This window comes from Pseudoalteromonas sp. Z9A5, from assembly GCF_011378875.1.
GTDB lineage: Bacteria > Pseudomonadota > Gammaproteobacteria > Enterobacterales > Alteromonadaceae > Pseudoalteromonas.
Genome location: NZ_WTLC01000001.1, coordinates 101834 through 125558, shown reverse-complemented (window position 1 = coordinate 125558; position 23725 = coordinate 101834). Strand labels below are relative to the sequence as shown.

General features: G+C 39.1%; 23 protein-coding genes. 14 read left to right on the top strand and 9 right to left on the bottom strand.

Annotated features, from left to right (window positions below):
* On the top strand, window positions 1–948 hold the full coding sequence (locus tag GQR56_RS00585; RefSeq protein WP_166108816.1) for an alpha/beta fold hydrolase: 948 nt from the start codon (window positions 1–3) through the stop codon (window positions 946–948).
* Between the two features lie 127 nt (window positions 949–1075).
* On the opposite strand, the gene GQR56_RS00580 is transcribed toward GQR56_RS00585, so the two are convergent.
* Window positions 1076–1918 carry a cation diffusion facilitator family transporter gene (locus tag GQR56_RS00580; RefSeq protein ID WP_166108920.1) on the bottom strand — a complete coding sequence of 281 codons (843 nt, stop codon included), beginning with the start codon at window positions 1916–1918 and terminating at the stop codon, window positions 1076–1078.
* A 159-nt stretch (window positions 1919–2077) separates the two neighbouring features.
* On the opposite strand from GQR56_RS00580, the gene trmL reads away from it, so the two are divergent.
* The gene (trmL, locus tag GQR56_RS00575) at window positions 2078–2542 is read left to right on the top strand and encodes a tRNA (uridine(34)/cytosine(34)/5-carboxymethylaminomethyluridine(34)-2'-O)-methyltransferase TrmL (protein ID WP_166108815.1); all 465 of its coding nucleotides are present in this window, start codon (window positions 2078–2080) and stop codon (window positions 2540–2542) included.
* A 70-nt stretch (window positions 2543–2612) separates the two neighbouring features.
* Here the strand turns inward: trmL and gpsA are convergent, their stop codons facing one another.
* From gpsA to GQR56_RS00555, 4 genes are read right to left on the bottom strand one after another with little or no spacing between them, the layout of a single operon-like run.
* Window positions 2613–3620: an NAD(P)H-dependent glycerol-3-phosphate dehydrogenase gene (gene gpsA / locus GQR56_RS00570; protein WP_166108814.1), complete on the bottom strand. Its 1008-nt coding sequence runs from the start codon at window positions 3618–3620 to the stop codon at window positions 2613–2615.
* A 3-nt stretch (window positions 3621–3623) separates the two neighbouring features.
* Window positions 3624–4109, bottom strand: a complete 486-nt coding sequence (gene secB / locus GQR56_RS00565) for a protein-export chaperone SecB (protein ID WP_024612457.1) — start codon at window positions 4107–4109, stop codon at window positions 3624–3626.
* A 34-nt stretch (window positions 4110–4143) separates the two neighbouring features.
* Window positions 4144–4401, bottom strand: a complete 258-nt coding sequence (gene grxC / locus GQR56_RS00560; protein ID WP_077536886.1) for a glutaredoxin 3 — start codon at window positions 4399–4401, stop codon at window positions 4144–4146.
* A gap of 32 nt (window positions 4402–4433) precedes the next feature.
* Window positions 4434–4865, bottom strand: coding sequence for a rhodanese-like domain-containing protein (locus GQR56_RS00555; RefSeq protein WP_024612455.1), 432 nt, complete (start codon window positions 4863–4865; stop codon window positions 4434–4436).
* A gap of 272 nt (window positions 4866–5137) precedes the next feature.
* On the opposite strand from GQR56_RS00555, the gene gpmM reads away from it, so the two are divergent.
* The 4 genes from gpmM to GQR56_RS00535 all read left to right on the top strand — a co-directional run bounded on the left by gpmM (window position 5138) and on the right by GQR56_RS00535 (window position 9967).
* A complete protein-coding gene (gpmM, locus tag GQR56_RS00550) occupies window positions 5138–6682 on the top strand; it encodes a 2,3-bisphosphoglycerate-independent phosphoglycerate mutase (protein WP_166108813.1) in 1545 nt (514 codons plus the stop codon).
* A 3-nt stretch (window positions 6683–6685) separates the two neighbouring features.
* Entirely contained in the window at window positions 6686–7825 is a 1140-nt protein-coding gene (locus GQR56_RS00545; protein ID WP_166108812.1) for a peptidoglycan DD-metalloendopeptidase family protein, read from the top strand.
* Between the two features lie 34 nt (window positions 7826–7859).
* A complete protein-coding gene (locus GQR56_RS00540; protein ID WP_166108811.1) occupies window positions 7860–9119 on the top strand; it encodes a S41 family peptidase in 1260 nt (419 codons plus the stop codon).
* A gap of 98 nt (window positions 9120–9217) precedes the next feature.
* Window positions 9218–9967, top strand: a complete 750-nt coding sequence (locus GQR56_RS00535) for a divergent polysaccharide deacetylase family protein (protein ID WP_024612451.1) — start codon at window positions 9218–9220, stop codon at window positions 9965–9967.
* A gap of 188 nt (window positions 9968–10155) precedes the next feature.
* Here the strand turns inward: GQR56_RS00535 and rpoH are convergent, their stop codons facing one another.
* The 4 genes from rpoH to ftsY form a co-directional block, all read right to left on the bottom strand.
* Window positions 10156–11019 (bottom strand): RNA polymerase sigma factor RpoH, encoded by an 864-nt coding sequence (rpoH, locus tag GQR56_RS00530; protein ID WP_166108810.1) that lies wholly within the window; start codon window positions 11017–11019, stop codon window positions 10156–10158.
* Window positions 11020–11315: 296 nt separating this feature from the next.
* Window positions 11316–12302 (bottom strand): permease-like cell division protein FtsX, encoded by a 987-nt coding sequence (ftsX, locus tag GQR56_RS00525; RefSeq protein WP_024612450.1) that lies wholly within the window; start codon window positions 12300–12302, stop codon window positions 11316–11318.
* Window positions 12299–12976: a cell division ATP-binding protein FtsE gene (ftsE, locus tag GQR56_RS00520; RefSeq protein WP_166108809.1), complete on the bottom strand. Its 678-nt coding sequence runs from the start codon at window positions 12974–12976 to the stop codon at window positions 12299–12301. The genes ftsX and ftsE overlap by 4 nt, the downstream gene beginning before the upstream one ends.
* Window positions 12977–13060: 84 nt before the next feature.
* Window positions 13061–15517, bottom strand: coding sequence for a signal recognition particle-docking protein FtsY (gene ftsY / locus GQR56_RS00515; RefSeq protein WP_166108808.1), 2457 nt, complete (start codon window positions 15515–15517; stop codon window positions 13061–13063).
* A 210-nt stretch (window positions 15518–15727) separates the two neighbouring features.
* Here ftsY and rsmD point away from each other — a divergent pair, with 210 nt between their 5' ends.
* The 8 genes from rsmD to fis all read left to right on the top strand — a co-directional run bounded on the left by rsmD (window position 15728) and on the right by fis (window position 23637).
* Window positions 15728–16333 carry a 16S rRNA (guanine(966)-N(2))-methyltransferase RsmD gene (rsmD, locus tag GQR56_RS00510; protein WP_024612447.1) on the top strand — a complete coding sequence of 202 codons (606 nt, stop codon included), beginning with the start codon at window positions 15728–15730 and terminating at the stop codon, window positions 16331–16333.
* A 145-nt stretch (window positions 16334–16478) separates the two neighbouring features.
* Window positions 16479–16694 carry a 30S ribosomal protein S21 gene (gene rpsU, locus GQR56_RS00505; RefSeq protein WP_002957797.1) on the top strand — a complete coding sequence of 72 codons (216 nt, stop codon included), beginning with the start codon at window positions 16479–16481 and terminating at the stop codon, window positions 16692–16694.
* A 19-nt stretch (window positions 16695–16713) separates the two neighbouring features.
* A complete protein-coding gene (locus GQR56_RS00500) occupies window positions 16714–17160 on the top strand; it encodes a GatB/YqeY domain-containing protein (protein WP_008171091.1) in 447 nt (148 codons plus the stop codon).
* A gap of 241 nt (window positions 17161–17401) precedes the next feature.
* Entirely contained in the window at window positions 17402–19153 is a 1752-nt protein-coding gene (dnaG, locus tag GQR56_RS00495; RefSeq protein WP_024612446.1) for a DNA primase, read from the top strand.
* A gap of 124 nt (window positions 19154–19277) precedes the next feature.
* A complete protein-coding gene (gene rpoD, locus GQR56_RS00490) occupies window positions 19278–21125 on the top strand; it encodes an RNA polymerase sigma factor RpoD (RefSeq protein ID WP_166108807.1) in 1848 nt (615 codons plus the stop codon).
* Between the two features lie 67 nt (window positions 21126–21192).
* Window positions 21193–22074 (top strand): 50S ribosomal protein L11 methyltransferase, encoded by an 882-nt coding sequence (prmA, locus tag GQR56_RS00485; RefSeq protein WP_166108806.1) that lies wholly within the window; start codon window positions 21193–21195, stop codon window positions 22072–22074.
* A gap of 281 nt (window positions 22075–22355) precedes the next feature.
* Window positions 22356–23327, top strand: coding sequence for a tRNA dihydrouridine synthase DusB (dusB, locus tag GQR56_RS00480; RefSeq protein WP_197111742.1), 972 nt, complete (start codon window positions 22356–22358; stop codon window positions 23325–23327).
* 19 nt (window positions 23328–23346) lie between these two features.
* Window positions 23347–23637: a DNA-binding transcriptional regulator Fis gene (fis, locus tag GQR56_RS00475; RefSeq protein ID WP_002957804.1), complete on the top strand. Its 291-nt coding sequence runs from the start codon at window positions 23347–23349 to the stop codon at window positions 23635–23637.
* The last annotated feature ends 88 nt before the right edge of the window (window positions 23638–23725 follow it).

Below are 23725 nucleotides of genomic sequence, written 5' to 3'. Positions count from 1 at the left end.
ATGTTTTATAGTAGTGAGAGCGAACTTAAAAGTAATCAATCGGCCATTAACAGCTTTTATGATAATACGCTGATTAAGTCTTATTTAAGTACGCCTTGCGGGCAACTTTTTTACGCTTATGCTAAGCCAAATAATGCGCATACGGCTATTGTAATTAGTTCCGGACGCATTGAAGGGCTCGATAAATACAAAGAGCTATTGTGGGAGCTTTATAATAATAACTTTGCTGTATTTATAGTCGATCATCAAGGGCAAGGTCGCTCTTATCGTCATTTAAAAAATAAGCATAAAGGTTATGTAAAATGCTTTAAAAATTACAGCCTCGATTTTGATTTATTTAATGCAAAAATTGTGGACACTTATTGGCAAGGCAAAAAGGTATTAGTTAGCCACTCAATGGGGGGCGCTATTGCATTTGATTACTTAGCACATTTTGAGCATAGCTATAGTGGCGCTTTTTTATCGGCTCCAATGCTCGACATTTTCACAAAAGGCACACCTAAGCCGTTAGCTAAATTAGTTGCAAGTAGCGCAAATTTACTAGGTTTTCAGTACAGTTATGCACTTGGGCAAACAGATTATAGCCCAATTGATTTTGCGTTAAATGTTTTAACAAGTAGTCAAATACGTTACGATTTATTTAGGCAAACTTACCAAAAAGATTCAATGTTGCAGCTAGGTGGGGTTACCTATGGTTGGTTACATACCGCTTTTTCGTTTATATCTTCAATAGATAGATTAGCCGTTAATATTCCACTTTATATTGCCAGCGCACAAAATGACGAAGTAGTCGATAACAACGCACAATATACACTAGCAAAAAGGCACAAAAATACAGTAATCGAGAGCTTTGCTGGCGCTAAACACGAACTATTTTTTGAACGTGACGAAATACGCCAACCGTTACTAACTAGCTTGTATACATTTTGTGAGTCAGTTACGGCTTAACAGGCAACTTGCTCTTTTGATATAAATTTATCTCAAGCAGCTATTTTTAACACTAATTCCCTTGAATTTACTTGCTAGAAAAAAGTAAGTTTAAATCGCATTATGGTTCAATGTATTCACAAACCGCTTAATCAGAGGTCAGGTTAAGCACCGATAATGGGTCTAGGTGAATTAATATATCAACCTCAGATTCAAACTCTTTTGCGATTAATGCTTCAACTTCGTCAGCAATATTGTGCGCACGAATAAGCGTTAAGTTGTCATCTAGCTCTAAGTGCATTTGAATAAATTTTACTTTCCCGCCTTGGCGTGTGCGAATGTCATGCACACCATGTACATCGCTATGCGCTTTAGCTATGTCTAAAATGCTTTGCTTTTCATCATCAGGGAGTTCTTTATCCATTAAGTGATCGGCGCTATCGCGGGCTATATCCCAACTGTTATAAATTAAGTAACCTGCAACGCCAATAGCAAAAATGGGATCGGCATACAACACGCCATAATAAGCTAGCAAAATGGCAAGTAGTACTGCTGTATTTAAAATTAAATCGCCTTTGTAATGTACCGAATCTGCTTTTATTGCTATTGAATCGGTGTATTTAACTACTTTATTTTGTACATAAACAATAACAAGCGTACAAGCAATTGCAAAAACACTCACCCAAACACCCAATAAAGAGTGGCTAAGTACAACAGGGTTAAATAAACGTTCAATACCATGAAATGCCAGTAAACAAGCCGAGCCTGCAATAAACGCTGCTTGCCCTAATCCAGCTAATGCCTCTGCTTTACCATGACCAAATCGGTGATCGTCATCAGCAGGACGCAGTGCATAACCTAATACCAATAAGCTCATTGCCGTGGCTGTAATATCCATTAATGAATCGGTTAACGAGCCAAGCATTGAAGCCGACCCCGATGCAAGCCATGCCCATGCTTTTGCTGCAATCATTAAACTTACCATTACCATGGTAACAATACTGGAAGTTTTAACCCAAAATTCGTAACTGCGGTTATGCACGTTTTTATCCGCTAATAAGAGTATTCAATGGCTTGAGTATATCATTTTTTTGAAGGGTTTCGTGTATACTGAAAGCCGTTAAACTACAGATTATTTAAAAGGCTTATTATGCTGGATATTGTTTTATACCAACCTGAAATACCTCCTAACACGGGTAATATTATTCGCCTATGTGCAAATACTGGCTACGCATTACATTTAATTGAGCCATTAGGTTTTGAGTGGGACGATAAACGCGTAAAACGTGCAGGTCTTGATTACCATGAGTTTAGCCATGTGCAACGCCATGCTTCATTTGAACATTATCTTGAAAAGTGCAAACCAAAAAAAATATATGCATGCACCACTAAAGGCAGCCGATTTCATCATGAAGCAAGTTACGAAGCTGGTGATTGTTTAGTATTTGGACCAGAAACACGCGGTCTTCCTGACGAGATGATTCAAGCTTTGCCAAATGAGCAACGTGTCCGTATTCCTATGCAAGCAAATAGCCGTAGTATGAATCTATCTAACGCGGTAGCTGTATTTGTTTACGAATCGTGGCGTCAGCTAGGTTTTCCTAACGCGCAGTAAATAGCTTTGAGCTAAACAACAAAAAACCGACATAATTGTCGGTTTTTTAGTTTTATAAATGCTTATAAATTTATTCAGAACGTTGCTCTCGGCCCAATAGCGCCATTGCTGCTTCTTTCATATCTTTATTTTCATAAAGTACTTTATAAATTTGCTCAGTGATCGGCATTTCTACACCGGTACGTTGCGCTAATAAATATACTTCTTTGGTGTTCCTAAAGCCTTCAACTACTTGACCAATTGACTCAATGGCAGCATCTACGCTTTCACCTTTACCTAGCGCCAAACCAAATCGACGATTACGAGACTGATTATCAGTGCAAGTGAGTATTAAGTCCCCCAGCCCTGCCATTCCCATAAAGGTTTCTGGTTTTGCGCCCAGTGCACAACCTAATCGTGTAAGCTCAGCAAGCCCACGTGTAATAAGTGCTGTACGTGCATTTGCGCCAAAACCTACACCATCCGAAATACCTGCGCCAATTGCAATTACATTTTTAACGGCACCACCAAGTTGTATGCCAATAAAATCATCATTGTTATACACACGAAATGAACGCCCACAATGAAGTAAATCAGCTAACTGCTGAGCAAACTCAGTAGAAGTAGAAGATACCGAAATAGCCGTAGGTGAACCCATCGCCATTTCTTTTGCAAAAGTTGGACCCGAAAGTACCGCTAATGGAATGTCACCGCCAAGTTCTTGCAAAGCAACTTCTTGCAGTAAACGACCGGTATTTGGTTCAAGCCCTTTAGTTGCCCATGCTAACTTTGCACCCTTTTGTAACGCTGGTTTTATTTGCTTAAGCGTATCGCCAAAGGCATGGCTTGGCACAACAACAAGAACAATAGGACTACTGGCAACAGCACGTTGTAAATCGGCTTCTAAAGATAGAGTATCTGGGAATGGAGCATCAGGTAAGTAACGTTGATTTTTCCGCTCAGCTGCAAGCGTGGCAACGTCGTCGCTATTTCTACCCCAAAGAGTCACATTATGACCATTTCGGGCTAAACAAATAGCAAGGGCGGTGCCATAAGACCCCGCCCCTAATACAGTAACAGCTGTCGTTGCTGTACTCATAAATTACGCGTCTGCTGTAACCTGGTCAGCTGGCGCAGTACGTTGTTGCATGTACTGTGCAAACAATGCGTCAAAATTTACTGGCGCAAGGTTAAGCTGTGGGAAAGTACCACGGTTAACTAGGTTTGATACTGCTTCACGTGCATATGGGAATAACACGTTAGGACAAAATGCACCTAGCATATGCGCTAGTTGTGCTTCTTCAACATCAGCAATAGTAAAAATACCCGCTTGTTGAATTTCACATAAAAACGCAGTTTCTTCACCAAGAGAAGCAGTAACAGTTAGTGCTAAAACAACTTCAAATACACCTTCGTCTAACTTGTTAGAGCGAGTGTCTAAGTCTAACTTAACTTCTGGTGTCCATTCTTTTTGAAAAATAGCCGGTGAATTTGGCGTTTCAAACGACACATCTTTAGTGTAAATACGTTGAATAGTAAATTGTGCGCCGCTTTCTTGGGCTGCTACGTTTTGGTTTTCTTCGTTCATTGTTATTCCTAACTTGTTCGTTATTATAATTAAATTAAGCGCTTAGCTTAGCGTCAAGTTTACCTTGCGCTTCAATAGCCATCATGTCGTCGCAGCCACCGATATGTTCATCATTAATAAAAATTTGCGGTACTGTGCTTGCGCCGCCTGCTTTAGCAATCATTTCATCGCGTAGCTCAGGCTGAACACCAATATCTATATTTGTATATTCTACGCCTTTGCTATTTAAAAGCGAAAGTGCGCGCTGACAAAATGGACAATACGCTTTGGTGTATAAAACAACATTACTCATAATAAATCCTCTATCGGTCTAGCTAAAAATGATTAGCGACCTGTTGTAGTTGGTAAGCTGGCAGATTGCCATGCACCCATGCCACCGGCTAATAAGTAAACACGTTCAAAACCGGCTTTACTCATAGCGGCTGCAGTACCTTGGGCAGTCATACCTGTAGTACATACTATTATAATGGGTTTAGTCTTGTACTTTTCAAGGCTTGAAAAGTCAGATTGTTTAGCTTTTTCTGGAACTAAGTGTTCTGCACCCGAAATATGCCCAACTTTAAACTCTTTTTGTGCACGTATATCTATTACCTGACCATCATCGCGGTTAATAAGTAACGTAAGTTGCTGAGGGTTTATTTGGCGAACGGCTGAAAGCTTACTTTTTATCCAGCCACTAACGATAAGAAATACAATACCAACCCAAGCAAGGCTTAAAATTGGGTGATTGGTGATAAATTCAATATATTGATCCATTCGACTTCCACTATAAATTACATCCTAAAACGCTATGTTTTAGATATTTTAGACTTGAACCACGCAAGTATACCCAAACCAACTTAAAATGCGAGTTTAGGGGCTGTTTAAAAGTACATAAAACGCCCCATATATAAGTTATACAGCGTGCATTAACGACTTTACTTTATATCGCACAATGAAAAATTTTAATATGCTGTTTTGATTGCTGATCCTAGCTACAAAACACGGTATGCTAAAGCGAGACAGGTGCCAATTATTTAGGAGCTACTATGACAGAACATAAAAAACCACTGGTATTAATGATTTTAGACGGTTGGGGATACCGCGAAGATGAGCAAAGTAACGCTATTCTTGCAGCAAACACGCCGGTATTAGACGATTTATGGGCTACACGCCCTCATACATTAATTTCAGCCTCAGGTTTTGATGTTGGTCTTCCTGATGGTCAAATGGGCAACTCAGAAGTTGGCCATGTAAATTTAGGCGCAGGACGTGTTGTTTATCAAGATTTTACTCGCATTACTAAAGCAATTAACGATGGCGAATTTGATTCAACGCCAGCACTTGTAGAAAATATAGATAAAGCCGTTAAAGCAGGTAAAGCTGTACATATTATGGGACTACTGAGCCCCGGCGGTGTGCACAGTCACGAAGATCATATTGTGGCAAGCATTGAACTTGCTGCAAAACGTGGTGCAAAAGAAGTGTACTTTCATGGCTTTTTAGACGGCCGCGATACACCTCCTCGCAGCGCTAAAGAATCAATTGAGCGCATTGAAGCGTTATTTGCAAAACTCAAATGTGGTCGATTAGCCTCATTAGTTGGTCGTTATTATGCAATGGACAGAGATAATCGTTGGAACCGCGTAGAAAAAGCCTACAACGTAATTGCATTAGCCGAAGGCGACTTTAATTATGACAATGGCGTAACAGCTCTTGAAGCCGCTTATGAGCGCGACGAAAACGACGAGTTTATAGCCGCAACAACTATTGCACCTAAAGGCGCTAAATCAGCCGCTATAAATGATGGCGACACACTTATATTTGCTAACTTTAGAGCCGACAGAGCCCGAGAAATCACACGTGCTTTTGTTGAACCAAGCTTTGATGGATTTACTAAAAAAAGTACGCCTAAGCTGAGCGCATTTGTAATGATGACAGAATATGCTGCCGATATTGATGCGCCAGTAGCATTTGGACCTACGCCTTTAGTTAATGTACTTGGCGAGTGGTTTGAAAAACATGGCAAAACACAGTTACGTATTTCCGAAACCGAAAAGTACGCACATGTTACGTTTTTCTTTAGTGGTGGACGAGAAGATGAATTTAAAGGCGAAACTCGCGAGCTAATTCCTTCACCTCAAGTAGCAACATATGACTTACAACCTGAAATGAACTCAGAAATGCTAACCGATAAACTAATAGCAGCAATTAAAAGCGGTAAATACGACGCCATTATTTGTAACTATCCTAATGGCGATATGGTTGGTCATTCTGGTGTATTTGAAGCAGCAGTTAAAGCATGTGAAGCTGTAGATAGTTGCATTGGTCGAGTTGTTGATGCGCTTGCAGAGTTTGGTGGTGAGGCATTAATAACAGCCGATCATGGTAACGCAGAGCAAATGGCAAACCTTAAAACAGGTCAAGCGCACACTGCACATACTAGCGAACCAGTTCCATTTATTTATGTAGGTCGCGATGCAACAGCATCAACAGGTAAAGCATTAAGTGATGTTGCACCAACTATGCTTCACTTAATGGGTATGGAACAACCAAGTGAAATGACAGGCAAACCTATCATGACGTTGAAATAACACATGAATAGACGTATTAACCGGTTAATTAAGTGCGGATTAATACTCACTTCATTAGCGGCTGCTCCTGCAGTCGCTAACGAAGATCGTACTAAAAAAGACTTATCAGAAGTTCAAAATGCACTTGAGCAAAGCCGAGCAGAATATGATGCACAACGTAAAAAAATAGCTAAATTACAAAAAAGCCTCAAAAGTCACGAACTCGATATAGCTAAAAACGCCAAAGCCTTAAACATGGCAGAGCAATCAGTTAAAGAAACCCAACAACAACAAAAACAGCAGCAGCAAAAAGCTGAACAACTTGATGAAAAGCATACTGAATTTCAACGCATTTTAGCCGCGCAAATAAAAAGTGCGTATATGGCTGGTGGCGATGACTACTCTAAAATGATGTTGAACCAAGAAGACACGGCTAAATTTGAACGAACACTTAGCTACTACAATTATTTAAATAAAGCGCGAATAGAACAAATTGAAGAGTTAAAAGAACTTCAGCAGCAAATAGTACAAAACCAAATTGAACTTGCTAAAACAGAGCAAAAATTAGTCGCCTTACATGATGAACAAAAAAGACGACAAACAGCGTTAGTTAGTGCGCAAAAAGAACGACAAACTAATTTTAAAAACTTAAAAGCACAGATTAACGGCACCAAAAGTTCGATTAACTATTTAAAAGAAAACCAACAAACCTTAATTACCACCATCGAAGAACTCGAAAAAGAAAAAACACAAAAAATAGAATTACTCGGGCTAAATAAAAGTAAAGGCAAACTAAACTGGCCAAGTAAAGGTAAATTAGAGCATACGTTTGGTCAGCGCAAACATGGTGGCATTGATTGGAAAGGCGTATTAATCGGCGCAAAAGAAGGTGCAAATATTAACAGTGTGCAAAATGGACAAGTTGTATTTGCTGATTGGTTAAAAGGTTACGGTTGGGTAATAGTTGTAGATCATGGTGAAGGTTTTATGAGTCTATACGGTCATGCTCAAACACTTCTAAAAGATGTGGGCGATATGGTACGTGAAGGCGAAACCCTTGCTTTAGTTGGGCAAAGCGGCGGACAAGCCAGTTCTGGTCTATACTTTGAAATACGCCATAAGGGACGTGCAGTAAATCCTGTAAAATGGTGCAGACGAATTTAATTAAATTAACCGCTGCGCCGCACTGGAGCAGCTAATGAATAATAAAACCACTACCCCATACACTTTAAAAAATACAAACACAGGCTTAGCACTAAGCCTGTGTTTGCTTATCTTAATAACCCTCTTGGTACTGTCGAACAACGTATTTGCAAGTTCAGTAAAAGAATTAAAAAATAAAAAAATCAATGAGATTTTATTTAATATTCAAGCTTATTATGTAGAAGATTTAGCACTCAAAAACAGTGGGCATATAGAATATGACAACCAACAATTTGAGCTTTTATACGCAAAACTCGATCCCTACTCTAAGTATTTAGATGAGCAAGAACTCACCGCGTTATTTGATAATACGAATGGACGCTATACCGGTTTAGGAATTGAAGTTAAAAATATTGAAGGGAAAATGACTATCGTAGATGTTGTTAATAACTCACCCGCTAAAAATACAGGCGTTTTACCTAACGATATTATTATAAGTGTAAACAAGCAAACTATTGAAAGTCTTACAATTGATCAAGTAGCAGCTTTAATAAGAGATAGTGAATTTGCAAATATAAACCTAACTGTGCAACGAAATAAAAATAATATTTCTTTTAATGTGACTCGAGCTGAAATAAACCTAGAAAGCGCTACAAGCCAACTTTTAGACTCCGGTACCGGTTATTTGGCAATTAATGCTTTTTCTAATCATACATTGCATGAAGTGGCTATGCAGGTTGCTGCAATGCAAAGTAACTATGGTCACTCACTTAAAGGGCTTGTTATTGATTTGCGCGATAATCCAGGAGGGACATTGCAAAGTGCAGTAGCAGTATCTGATTTGTTCTTACAAAGCGGCACTATTGTTACAACCAAAGGACGCTTTTATGACGCTAATCAAGCTTTTTACGCTAAGCGTGGAGATATTTTAAAAGGAGCACCAATCGTGGTGCTTATCAACGAAAATTCAGCCTCTGCCGCCGAAATTTTAGCTGCGGCTTTAAAAGATAATAAACGCGCTAAAATTGTAGGAAGCCAATCGTTTGGCAAAGGATCAGTACAAACACTCATTCCATTAGCTGACGGAAATACAGCAATAAAACTCACTACCGCTAAGTACTTTACACCATCGGGAGCATCAATAGATGGCATAGGTATAACGCCCGACGTGGCGATTAATCAAACAACTCTTTCACAAAGCAATAAAGCCGTTATAATAAAAAATGAACAGGCTAATGGTACTCAGCAATTACACTTTGATAATTTAGCCGATCTACAATTAGTTAAAGCAAAACAATTACTCAGTATGCAATAAACGAGCTTTATTTAGGGCTATGTACTGACATTAAAAAGATAATAATAATTATAAACGTGAAAACTATACCGGTGAAAAACATAAATATAAGAATAATAATGTCGTTTTTATTCGTTGTTTGCTTTGCATCTACTGCTGTTAAAGCTAAACAAATAGCGATAGTGATTGATGATATAGGCTATCACCAACGAGATTTAGAGTTTCTCTCCTTACCTGGGCAATTGACGTATTCAATTTTGCCTCATACCCCTTATTCACAAATTTTTGCAACACTCGCCAGTCAATCAAATAAAGAATTATTATTGCACATACCTATGCAGGCATTAAATGGCAAAGAGCTAGGTCCGGGTGGGCTCACATTAAATATGAATAAAAAACAGCTTCAACAAACACTTGGTACAGCTCTCGCTAGTTTGCCTCAAGTAAAGGGAGTTAATAACCATATGGGCTCTGCACTTACACAGCAAAGCCAAGCAATGAAATGGACAATGGAAGTACTGAAAAAGCGCCATTTATATTTTTTAGATAGTAGAACAACAGGTTTGAGCCAAGCTCAAAATGCTGCTAATTTTTTAGGTGTTGCCAATATTAGTCGCCAGGTTTTTTTAGATAATATAACTACAACAGAGCAATTACAGTTAAGACTTAACGAGCTAAAAAAACAAGCCACCGATCACAGTTTTGCCATTGCGATTGCCCATCCCTACCCTGAAACTATTGAATTTCTACGCCATGCATTGCCTAAACTAACAGAACAAGGTTTTGAATTAGTACCTGTGTCGCAGTTGGTTGAGCGAAAGTATATTCAGTTAGCGCAATCTGAGGGAAAGGCGGGAAATGCTAGATAAGTCATAACGCTTAACTCAAAACAAAAAGCACTTAAAGCGGTGTTAATTGAATACTTAAATATTGGCATTTAAACTTATGATATTTATTACTACTTAGCATCTGCTATTTTTTGTTTTTATAAGGCTTAAAAGCAAAAAAGCCCCGCATTTTCATGCAGGGCTTTTTAAATTTTGTAGCTTGAGCAGTATTAACTCATAGCGCTTTGTAGCTTTTTCATCGCTGTTTTTTCTAATTGGCGAACACGTTCAGCAGATACACTGTACTTTTGCGCAAGCTCTTGAAGTGTTGCCTTGTCATCTGACAACCAACGAGCACTAACAATATCTTGCGAACGTTCGTCTAGTGTTTTAAGTGCACTAAACAAACGAGTATGTGCTTGCTCTTTCCATTGTTGTTGCTCAACGTCGTCAGCTAAATCGGCTGCGCCATCTGTTAAATACTGTACTGGTGAGTAAGTGCTTGTTGGCGCGTTATCATCATCGTCACCAGTTAAGTCAAAGCCCATGTCTTGGCCGCTCATACGCGACTCCATTTCACGAACTTCTTTTTCACTTACACCTAGCTCGCTAGCTACAGTGCTAACCTCTGATTGGTTAAACCAACCTAAACGTTTTTTATTTTTACGAAGATTAAAAAACAATTTACGTTGCGCTTTAGTGGTCGCAACTTTAACTATGCGCCAGTTTTTAAGCACAAACTCATGAATCTCTGCTTTAATCCAATGCACTGCAAACGATACTAAACGAACACCCACTGCTGGGTCGAAACGTTTAACCGCTTTCATCAGACCTATATTGCCTTCTTGGATTAAGTCTGCTTGTGGTAAACCGTATCCCGAGTAGCTTTTAGCAATATGTGCTACAAAGCGTAAATGCGACATAATGAGTTGCTTGGCAGCACTAAGATCGCCTTCGTCTTGAAGCCTTTTAGCAAGTTCTTGCTCTTGTTCAACTTTAAGCATAGGGATAGTGCTTACCGCTTGAAGGTAACCGTCCATGCTTGCGCTTTGTTGTCCGACTGTAAGTGCCATTGCGTATAAATCTTTACTCATTTTTCACCTCGGTGATAAACATTTGAAACTATCTTAGCACTCTTTCTCTAAGAGTGCTAACCCCAATTTAAAACTTTTTTGAAGTATAAATCAAGCAGTTTTTTAGTATGTATTTAGTCTACTATAAGCGACTGAATAAGTGATGAATTAAGGGGTTGCAGGAGGTTAACCTCAGCGTATCACCTTATTTACAACTCATTACTTTACGGGAGGATAGTACATAAATATGACAGTTTTAATAACGCGAGGTACAACCCAAGTTGATACTATACGCGTATCAACTTGGGTTGGTTCACTTATACTTTATCGGGTTCTATTTCTTTAATATACCGATTTACAGATAAATACGAGCCGACAAAGCCTAAACTTGTAGCAAGTAAAACTAAAAAACCGAACTCTTTTAATGTTAAACCAATTAGCGAAAAGCTGGTTTGGTAAACCCCTGCCACACTGCTAACAGCGCTCGACAGCCACCACATCATTAAAGCTATGCAAATAAAAGCAAATAAACCACCTATAACGCCATACCAAATACCCGTCCATAAAAATGGCGCATGAATAAATGTATTAGTTGCACCAACTAATTTCATCACTTGGATCTCTTCTTTTTTATCCATAATTGATAAACGAATAGTATTACCAATAATTAGCGTGACGGAAGTAAGTAATAGTAACGTTATAGTAATTACACTTTCTTTTAATAAACTAAGTAATGCATTTAAGCGCTCTAACCAAGCTATATCGAGCTTACCAAAGTCTACCTCACGTTCACCTTCTAATTTAGTTAAAAGCGCTTTAGCTGCGTTAGGTTGACGATGACGCTTGGTTGGTGTTACCAACACAACATCTGGAAGCGGATTGCTATCTAAATACTCTAGCGCTTGCCCAAAACCCGATACATCTTTAAATTCTGTTAATGCTTCTTGCTTTGAAATAAATGCAACGCCTTCCACTTCTGGGTATAGCGCCAAGCGTTTTACTAGCGTTTGCGTTTCTTGCTCGCTCATACTTTCTTTTACAAACAACGAAATTTCGCTCGCTTCTTCAAACCCACTACTTACTTGCTGAACGTTTTTAACGACCAAATAAAGCGTCGCCGGTAACGTTAAACTTAAGCCCAACACAGCAATTGTCATTAACGAAGCTAATGGCGTACGCCACATTTCACCTAAGCTATGTACACCTTGGCGAAAAATATTAATAATAAAAAAGTAGCCGCCCGCTAATACAGATTTTTTTTGCTTTTGGTTTTTATTTGTTCGACCTTTAAAAAGTAAACTCATAAAGCCCCCTCAGCTAGCGGATCTTGGAGCATTCGACCATCTTTTAACGTTAGGCTTCTATACTTCATTCGTGCAACTAAACCTAAATCATGGGTGGCAATCAATACTGTTGTACCGTGCTTATTAAAGTCCTCAAACAGCTTTAGGATTTCCATTGAAAGCTCAGGGTCTAGGTTACCTGTAGGCTCATCGGCTAATAAAATTGGCGGTGAGTTTACAATAGCGCGAGCAATACCTACGCGTTGCTGCTCTCCCCCTGAAAGCATAGATGGATGACATTTAATCTTATCAATTAAACCTACTTTATCGAGCGCTCCATGTACACGCTTTGCGATTTGATTATGGTGAGTACCTTCAATGATCAAAGGTAAGGCAACATTATCAAATACAGTGTAGCGCTCTAATAAGCGATGATTTTGAAAAATAATACCTATGTCACGACGAGCATAAGGAATTTGACGCGAGTTAACCTTATTTAAATCAACACCGTTGATAAAAACACTTCCCGCAGATGGGCGTTCCATTAAGCTAATTAGCTTCAATAGCGTACTTTTACCTGCGCCACTGTGGCCGGTTAAAAATGCTAGTTCTCCAGGTTTAATATGAAAATTAACTTTTTCAAGGGCACGATGCCCTCCTGGATAGGTTTTACTTACTTGCTGAAAATTTATCATTTTTTATTATGCCAACTCCATTAACACATTAATAAAATTGGTATTCCTCGCAATTAAAAAGGGAGCAAGCTCCCTTTTGGTAAATTAAACGTCGTCCTCATCTTGGCTAAATAATGCATCAATAAAGTCATCGCTTTTAAAGGCGCGTAAATCATCAATACTTTCACCAACACCAATGTAACGAATTGGAATATTAAACTTATCAGCTACCGCAAAAATAACACCACCTTTTGCAGTTCCATCAAGTTTTGAAAGCGTAATTCCCGTCAAACCAACACATTGGTTAAACAAGTTTACTTGGCTAATTGCATTTTGCCCCGTGCCTGCATCGATCGTTAACATAACTTCGTGAGGTGCATCTGGGTCAATTTTTTTCATTACTCGTGCTATTTTTTCAAGCTCTTGCATCAAATTGTCTTTATTTTGCAAGCGACCAGCTGTATCGGCGATTAACACATCAACCTTGCGCGCTTTAGCAGCTTGAAATGCATCAAAAATAACAGACGCACTATCAGCACCAGTGTGCTGTGCAATAACAGGAATACTATTGCGCTCACCCCATACTTGCAATTGCTCAACTGCTGCGGCTCTAAATGTATCGCCAGCAGCAAGCATCACAGATTTACCTTCACTTTGAAACTGCTTTGCAAGCTTACCAATAGTCGTTGTTTTACCAACTCCATTTACACCAACCATTAATATAACAAATGGCTTTTTATCAGCAGGTATTACCAAAGGTTGCTCTGCAGTTTTAAGCATAGTTGCCATTTCTTGCTTCATAAGCTCGTAAAGTGCATCGCCATCTTTTAACTGCTTGCGGTTAGCTCCATCAGTTAATCTGTCAATCAACTTCATGGTTGTATCAACGCCTAAATCAGCGGTTAATAACTGAGTTTCAAGCTCTTCAAATAAATCGTCATCAATCTTTTTACCACTAAATACAGAAGCAAAACCTGAGCCTATATTAATACGTGTTTTTAATAAGCCTTTTTTAAGACGAGAGAAAAAGCCTTCTTTTTTAGGCTTCTCCTTTTTAGATTCATCGTTAGCTAATTTTTCTGCTTCGATACGCTCTTGTTCTAAACGTGCAACTTCTGCTTGTTCTGCCGCAATACGTTCTTGCTCTAAACGTTCAGCTTCTGCTTGCTCTGCTGCAATACGTTCTTGTTCTAAACGTTCAGCTTCTGCTTGCTCTGCCGCAATACGTTCTTGCTCTAAACGTGCAGCTTCTGCTTGCTCTGCTGCAATACGTTCTTGCTCTAAACGTTCAGCTTCTGCTTGCTCTGCTGCAATACGTTCTTGCTCTAAACGTTCAGCTTCTGCTTTCTCTGCTGCAATACGTTCTTGCTCTAAACGTTCAGCTTCTGCTTTCTCAGCTGCAATACGTTCTTGCTCTAAACGTTCAGCTTCTGCTTGCTCTGCCGCAATGCGTTCTTGTTCTAAACGTGCAGCTTCTGCTTTTTCAGCCGCAATACGTTCTTGCTCAAGACGCATTTGCGCTTCTTGTTCTGCCAAACGTGCTTGCTGTTCTAATTGCTGCACTTGAGCATCAGCTTGTTCTTTTGCTAATAACTCTGCATTTGCTATCTCAATCGCTAACTTTTCAGCCTGCTCTGCTTCGCGTTTTTCATCAGCAAATCTTACTTGTTCTAAACGGTTAGCTTCAGCTTTTTCAGCCGCAATACGTTCTTGCTCAAGACGCATTTGCGCTTCTTGTTCTGCTAAACGTGTTTGCTGTTCTAATTGCTGCACTTGAGCATCAGCTTGTTCTTTTGCTAATAACTCTGCATTTGCTTTCTCAATCGCTAACTTCTCAGCTTGCTCTGCTTCGCGTTTTTCATCAGCAAATCTTACTTGTTCTAAACGGTTAGCTTCAGCTTTTTCAGCGGCTATACGTTCTTGCTCAAGACGCATTTGCGCCTCTTGTTCTGCTAAACGTGTTTGCTGTTCTAATTGCTGCGCTTGAGCATCAGCTTGCTCTTTTGCTAATAACTCTGCATTTGCTTTCTCAATCGCTAACTTCTCAGCTTGCTCTGCTTCGCGTTTTTCATCAGCAAGTTTTACTTGTTCTAAACGGTTAGCTTCTGCTTGCTCTGCCGCAATGCGTTCTTGTTCTAAACGTGCAGCTTCTGCTTTTTCAGCCGCAATACGTTCTTGCTCAAGACGCATTTGCGCTTCTTGTTCTGCCAAACGTGTTTGTTGTTCTAATTGCTGCGCTTGAGTATCAGCTTGTTCTTTTGCTAATAACTCTGCATTTGCTTTCTCAATCGCTAACTTCTCAGCTTGCTCTGCTTCGCGTTTTTCATCAGCAAGTTTTACTTGTTCTAAACGTTCAACCTCAGCTTTTTCAGCCGCAATGCGTTCTTCTTCGAGGCGCATAGCTTGTGCTTGCTTAGCTTCAATGCGCTCTTGCTCTAAACGTTCAGCTTCTTGTTGCTCAGCTAACGCTTGTTGGTTTTCAGCCTCATTTACTTGTTCTGCTTGTTTTTCATCTGACTTACCAAAACCGAACCAAGACAGGAATTTATTTTTTTTTGCCATACTTGCTAATAACCACTTATAAAAATCTGATAAACTAAAATTTGAAAATAGCTTGGCAATGCCTAGCAATATAGTTGCCGGCCAAACAACCGTTCAAAACGTGAATGCTAAATAGTAACACTTTTAATGCGGATGAAAAATGAAGCTATACATAATCTATGTACAATATTATCTGAGCTAAATCTCAGATACCATTTTTTAGTGAGCTAAATGAGAAAAAAAACAGCGCAAAATAAAGCAATTAGTAAATCCAGCGATGGCTTTATTAGAGTAATCAGCGGCCAATTTCGTGGCCGTAAGCTCCCAGTAAAAGACGTACAAGGTTTGCGACCTACGACCGATCGCATAAAAGAAACGGTATTTAACTGGCTAATGCAAGATACTCGAGATACAAATGTACTCGACTGCTTTGCAGGTTCTGGTGGTTTAGGATTTGAAGCGCTTTCTCGCTTTGCTAAAAGCGCACTATTTGTTGAACTAGACCATTGTGCAGCTAAACAACTTGAGCAAAACATTAGCACCCTAAAACTACAAAATGCACAAGTAAAGCACATCAATACATTGTCTTTTTTAGAACAAAAAAACTTAAACGAACCATTTAATCTTGTTTTTGTTGATCCTCCTTTTCGTAAAGATTTAGCACAAATAAGTTGTGATTTACTAGAAAACAACCAATGGCTTAACGCCCAAGCGTTAATTTATGTCGAAGTTGAATCTGAATTAAACACTTTCACCCCACCAAGCAACTGGTTGTTAATTAAAGAAAAAAAAGCAGGTCAAGTATTTTGCAGACTGTATAAGCGTCAAACAAATTAATACTATTTTAGATGATGCGTTTCTGTTAATATTGTCCTTTACATGTGGTGTTGCTTCGGATTACAATACCGCACCATTTTTGAACCACTTGATCAATGTTTGATCAACTTGAGCAACGCTCATAATTTAGGTAGGTGAATTTTTAATGCCAGTAATTAAAGTAAGAGAGAACGAACCGTTTGACGTAGCACTTCGTCGCTTCAAGCGTTCATGTGAAAAAGCAGGAATCCTTTCAGAAGTTCGTCGTCGCGAGCACTATGAAAAACCAACAGCTGAACGTAAACGTAAAAAAGCTGCTGCAGTTAAACGTCACATGAAAAAACTTTCTCGTGATAACGCACGTCGCGTTAAATTATACTAATATATTAGGTCTTGTATAAATGAGCCTTTTAATAACGCTAAAAGATGCGCAAAAAGATGCGATGAGAGCCAAAGACAAATTACGTCTTAACCCTATTCGCATGGTACTTGCTGCAATCAAGCAACGTGAAATTGACGAGCGCATAGAACTAGACGACGCAGGTATTACCTCCGTTATAGTGAAGCTTGTTAAACAACGTCGTGACTCTTACACTCAGTACAAAGATGCTGGGCGTGATGATTTAGCTGATATTGAAGCTAGTGAGATTACAGCACTTGAAACTTTCTTACCTCAAGCATTGAGTGAAGAAGAAATCATTGCTCTCATTGATGCGGCTATTGCTGATACTAACGCAGCAGGTATGCAAGACATGGGTAAAGTAATGGGTATAATCAAAAGCAAAGCTGAAGGTCGCGCCGATATGGGCAAAATCTCTGGTTTAATTAAGCAACGATTAACAGCCTAATACACCCACATACATTAAAGTATGATTGAAGCAAACCGAGCCTAGCGCTCGGTTTCTTCGTTTAAAATTTATTTAAAGTACATTTATATCCGAAGTTAAAAACGAAATTATTTATACCTACCCTATTTATTTAGCTGTCATTTTGGTAAGTTAAAACACACTTTTTTTTGCGCTAAGTTTGTATGAAAAGTAAATTTCGCTTTCGTTATTCATCTCATCATCTCAGGACTTTATTTTACTAATGGCTGGAAAGATCCCACGTAATTTTATAGACGACTTACTTGCCAGAACCGATATTGTCGACCTAATAGACTCAAAAGTAGGTCTAAAAAAAGCAGGTAAGGATTATCAAGCTTGCTGCCCTTTTCATAACGAAAAATCGCCTTCATTTACTGTATCTCAAGATAAGCAGTTTTATCACTGTTTTGGTTGTGGTGCTAATGGCAACGCTATTTCATTTATAATGGAATACGAAAAACTTGAATTTGTTGATGCTATTGAAGAGCTTGCGAGCATACTTAATTTAGATGTTCCTCGCGAACAAGGTACAAGCTCTGGACCTGAACGTACTGCAGCGCAAAAACGTTCTGACTACGATTTAATGCTTCATACTGCGCGCTTTTATCAACACCAATTAAAACACCATAGTAATTCTGCCGCCGTTATTGAATACGTAAAAGGTCGTGGTTTAAGTGGTGAAATAGTTAAAAAATTCATGATTGGTTATGCTCCAAGTGAATGGGATGGTTTATGCCTACAACTTGGTCGTAACAAAGAGCAAAAAGAGCAATTGGTTGAGCTAAAACTTGCCTCAGAAAAAACACCTGGCAGACAATTTGATTTTTTCCGCGACCGTTTAATGTTCCCTATCCGAGATAAACGCGGACGTGTGGTTGCTTTTGGTGGTCGTGTAATGCAAGCCGATCAAGGTCCTAAGTACCTTAACTCACCAGAAACCCGTATTTTTCATAAAGGCTTTGAATTATATGGTTTGTATGAGGCTAAACAAGCTCATAAAAAACTTGATCATGTACTTATTGTTGAAGGTTATATGGATGTTGTAGCGCTTGCTGAGCAAGGTATTGAATATGCCGTAGCCGCACTTGGTACAGCAACAACTAGCGAGCATATGCACACACTTTTTAGAACAACAGATAAAGTTATTTGTTGTTACGATGGTGACCGTGCAGGCAAAGATGCAGCATGGAGAGCGCTCGAAAATGCATTACCTTACTTAAGTGATGGTAAGGCGTTAAATTTTGTCTTTTTACCTGATGGCGAAGACCCAGATTCTTTAGTACAAAAAGAAGGTAGAGAACAATTTGAACAACGCTTAAGCGAAGCAGATGATTTTACCAAAGTACTCTTTAAAAAACTCAGCCAAGAAATTGATTTAACCCTTGATTCTGGTAAAGCTAAACTACTTAGTGCTGCATTACCGTTAATAGAAAAAATACCAAGTGAATTTTATCAAGAAAATATTCTTGAACAACTTGGTCGGTTAATTGGTCGAACACGTGAGCAACTTAATAATCGTTTAAAAACACCTAAGCAACAACATTCAATTGAGCGTAAATTTAAAATAACACCTATGCGTCAAGCTATTGGTATTTTAATTCAACACCCAAAAATGGCTAAAAGCATTCCTTATTTACCTGATTTAGCGCAAATGAATATTGCCGGTATTGGATTATTATTACGCTTACAAGAACAAGCGTTAGAAAAAGACGACGTTACTACTGCGCAACTACTTGAATTTTTCAGAGGAACGGAAGATTACGAGCCATTAATTAAGCTTGCGACGTGGCAACATCAGATAAATGAAGACCATTTAGAGACTGTTTTTAAAAATACTTTCAAATTTATTGAAGATCAGTGTTTAAATTATCGACTAGAGACCTTATTAATAAGAGACAAGACACAAGGTCTAAATAGCGATGAAAGACTTGAATGTCATTTGTTAATGACAGCGTTAAAAGCGACTAACAGCTAGTCAAATTTGATTTGTGCTGTTATACTACGCTATTCACTGCGTCACATTATACTAGTTAGCTTTAATGCAAGCTACATGATGGCGCCTGTTGTATCAACTTATCAGAGTGGAAGAAACAATCTCTATGGATCCAACTCCTCAGTCACAATTAAAACTTCTGATTCAGAAAGGTAAAGAGCAAGGCTACTTAACTTTTGCAGAAGTAAATGATCACCTTCCACAAGACATTATAGACTCAGATCAAGTAGAAGATATCATAAGCATGATTAATGACATGGGTATTAAGGTTAGCGAAAACGCGCCTGATGCTGATGAATTAATGATGCAAGAAACAACGACAGACGAAGACGCAGCTGAAGCTGCCGCTGCAGCCCTTGCGACTGTAGAAAAAGAAATCGGCCGTACAACGGACCCGGTACGCATGTATATGCGTGAAATGGGTACTGTTGAACTTCTGACCCGTGAAGGCGAGATTGTTATCGCTAAGCGTATCGAAGAAGGTATTAACCAAGTACAGATTTCTGTTGCCGAGTATCCTGAAGCTATCACTTACCTACTTGAGCAGTGGGACAAGTTTGAAGCTGAAGAAATGCGTTTAAGCGACATTATCGTTGGTTTTATCGATCCTAACGAAGATACAGCGCCAATTTCAGCAACTAATATTGGTTCAGAATTAAGTGCTAAACAGCTTGATGATGATAAAGACGATAAAGACGATGCTGATAGCGACGATGAAGATGAAGAAGAAATTGACACAGGACCAGATCCTGAAGAAGCTCGTATTCATTTCGAAAATTTACGTGATTTATATAATAAAGCACGTGATACATTTGAAGCTAAAGGTCGTTCGCATCCTGAATCTCAAGCCGCCATTTTTGAAATTGGTGAGCTTTTCAGAACGTTTAAATTAATACCTAAACAGTTTGATCGCATGGTTAATAACATGCGTGAAATGATGGACCGTGTTCGTATTCAAGAACGCCTTATCATGAAGCAAGCTGTTCAAATTGCTAAATTACCGAAGAAAACGTTCGTTAAGCATTTTGCTAACAACGAAACTGATGCTTCGTGGGTCGATTTAGAAATTTCAGGTAACGAAAAATACTCAGCTAAACTTGAAGAAGTTAAGCCAGAGATTATTCGCAGCGTTAATAAATTATCTGTTATTGAGCAAACAACAGGTTTAAGCATTGAGCGTATTAAAGACATTAACCGTCGAATGAGCATTGGTGAAGCGAAAGCGCGCCGTGCGAAAAAAGAGATGGTTGAAGCTAACTTACGTCTTGTAATCTCAATTGCGAAGAAATACACAAACCGTGGCTTACAATTCTTGGATTTAATTCAAGAAGGTAACATTGGCCTGATGAAAGCGGTTGATAAGTTTGAATATCGCCGTGGTTATAAGTTTTCTACTTATGCTACGTGGTGGATACGCCAAGCAATCACTCGCTCTATTGCTGACCAAGCAAGAACTATCCGTATCCCGGTACATATGATTGAAACGATTAATAAACTTAACCGTATCTCTCGTCAAATGTTACAAGAAATGGGTCGTGAGCCAAATCCAGAAGAATTAGCTGAACGCATGATGATGCCTGAGGATAAAATCCGTAAGGTACTTAAGATTGCTAAAGAGCCAATTTCAATGGAAACACCAATTGGTGATGATGAAGATTCTCACTTAGGTGACTTTATTGAAGATACAACTATTGATTCGCCAATCGATTCGGCAACAATGGAGTCTCTTCGTGGCGCAACTAACGATGTACTTGCAGGCTTAACAGCCCGTGAAGCTAAAGTACTGCGTATGCGTTTTGGTATTGATATGAATACCGACCACACCTTAGAAGAAGTAGGTAAACAGTTTGACGTAACACGTGAGCGTATTCGTCAAATAGAAGCGAAAGCGCTGCGTAAATTACGCCACCCTTCTCGTTCAGATTTACTGAAAAGCTTTTTAGACGCTAAATAATTTAGCGCTACTATATAAACTAAAAAGGCCGCTATAGCGGCCTTTTTTCTATTTGAAGGAAATAATAATGGCTTGGATCCAAATTCGTATTAATGCTAATGCTGAAAATGCCGATTTAATTAGTGATTTACTCGTTGAAGCTGGCAGCGCTTCGGTTACCTTTATCGATGGCAAAGATACTCCCATTTACGAACCTAAAATAGGCACTGTGCAGTTTTGGGCTGATACGACTGTTATAGGCTTATTTGATGCAAATCATGATATGGATAGCGTCGTTGCGCTAATACAAGCTGACGAGTCACTTACAAACGAATTAGTGTATAAAATTGAGCAATTAGAAGACAAAGATTGGGAACGCGAATGGATGGATAACTTTCATCCTATTCAATTTGGTGAAAAGCTGTGGATTTGCCCTAGCTGGCGTGATATTCCTGACCCTGATGCGGTAAATGTATTACTTGACCCTGGTCTTGCATTTGGTACTGGAACACATGCTACAACTGCACTGTGTCTTAAGTGGTTAGAACAACAAGATTTGCACGGTAAAACGGTAGTTGATTTTGGTTGTGGCTCAGGCATTTTAGGGATTGCAGCTATAAAGTTAGGTGCAGAGCGTATGATTGGGATAGATATTGACCCACAAGCGCTAGAAGCAAGCTTAGATAATGCTAACCGAAATGGTGTTGCTGATAAGCTAGAAGTATACCTTCCTGAAAACCAACCAGAGTTTAGTGCTGATATTGTAGTAGCTAATATTTTAGCGCAACCACTTCGTGAATTACATAGCGTTATTTTAGGCTTACTTAAGCCCGGTGGCAAAATTGCTATGTCTGGAATCTTAGAAGAACAAGCTCAATCAGTTGCTGATATTTACGCGCCTTTTATTACGCTAGATGATATTGCTGTTGAGGGTGATTGGACACGTGTAAGTGGCACTAAAAAAGCATAACTCTCCTCCAATACAAATTTAGAGTATTAACTCAAAACTCTTATGTAAAGCCTGTATTTAACAGGCTTTACTATTTTTTTACATAATAAAAAATAAACTGATTTTGTTGCAAAAACAAAACATGCTCAATTTTCAAACAAATTAAGCGATTCCTCATGAGGTTATCAAATGTCAATACGGAAAGAGCAAAAAAAAGTCACTTTTGTTCAATTTATAGCCTTTGATTTTTGTGAAAAAAACCGTAAACTTAGCGCCCCTTGAAAAGAGGCCTATTGAATATAGTGCGTATCGGTAAATACCAACTTGAGAATAATGTAATTGTCGCGCCAATGGCAGGCATTACAGACAGACCATTTAGACAACTTTGTCGCCGCTTAGGTGCGGGGCTAGCTGTGTCTGAAATGCTATCGTCAAATCCAAAGGTTTGGAAGACCGAAAAGTCGATGAATCGTATGGATCACAGCGGTGAATCGGGTATACGCGCGGTGCAAATTGCAGGAGCAGATCCTGAGCTTATGGCGCAGGCCGCACAATTCAATGTTGCTAACGGTGCACAAATCATAGATATCAATATGGGGTGCCCAGCAAAAAAAGTGAACAAGAAACTCGCAGGCTCTGCCTTATTACAGTTTCCTGAACTTGTGGAAGAGATTATTGATGCGGTAGTAAATGCCGTTGATATACCTGTGACACTTAAAATCCGTACAGGATGGGATCCGGATAACCGTAATGGTGTAGAGATTGCGAGAATAGCTGAACGTTATGGCATTGCATCACTTGCTGTACATGGGCGTACACGCGCATGTATGTATAAAGGTGAAGCTGAGTACGCTACGATTAGGGATATAAAACGTTCAGTGTCGATTCCTGTTGTTGCTAATGGTGATATTACATCACCAGAAAAAGCAAAACAGGTATTAGACTATACGGGTGCAGATGCCATTATGATTGGTCGAGCCGCCCAAGGTCGCCCTTGGATATTTAGGGAGATAGACCACTATTTGCGAACTGGGGAACATTTACAGCCACCTGCTATTTGCGAGGTGCGCAGTATTTTAATGGAGCATTTAACTAATCTTCATATGTTTTACGGTGAGCCAATGGGAGCGCGAATTGCTCGTAAACATGTATCTTGGTATTTGCAAACGCATGACAGTGATGGTCAGTTTAGGCGAGTATTTAATGCGCTCGATAATCCACAGGCACAAGTTGACGCATTAGAGCAATACTTTAAAACACTAGCAGCTAATTAAGAAAGAAAGAGACTAAATGATGTTCGAACAAAACGTGACTTCTCCATTTATCACTAACCCTCATGTTCAGTCACACGAGAAACCGCAGCCATTGCGTGATGCAGTAAAAAAAGCTGTTCACCACTATTTAAAACAGCTTAACGGTCAAGATGTGCAAGATGTTTACGACCTTGTTCTTTCTGAGCTAGAAGCGCCATTACTTGAAGAAGTAATGACATACACACGTGGTAACCAAACACGTGCAGCTATTTTACTAGGTATCAACCGTGGTACTTTACGTAAAAAGCTTAAAAAATACGGCATGAATTAATATGCTGGCTGCAATTTATTGCAGCCATTATTAAAAAAGCACCTTAGGGTGCTTTTTTTATGCCTACAGTTTATTAACTAAATTGCAA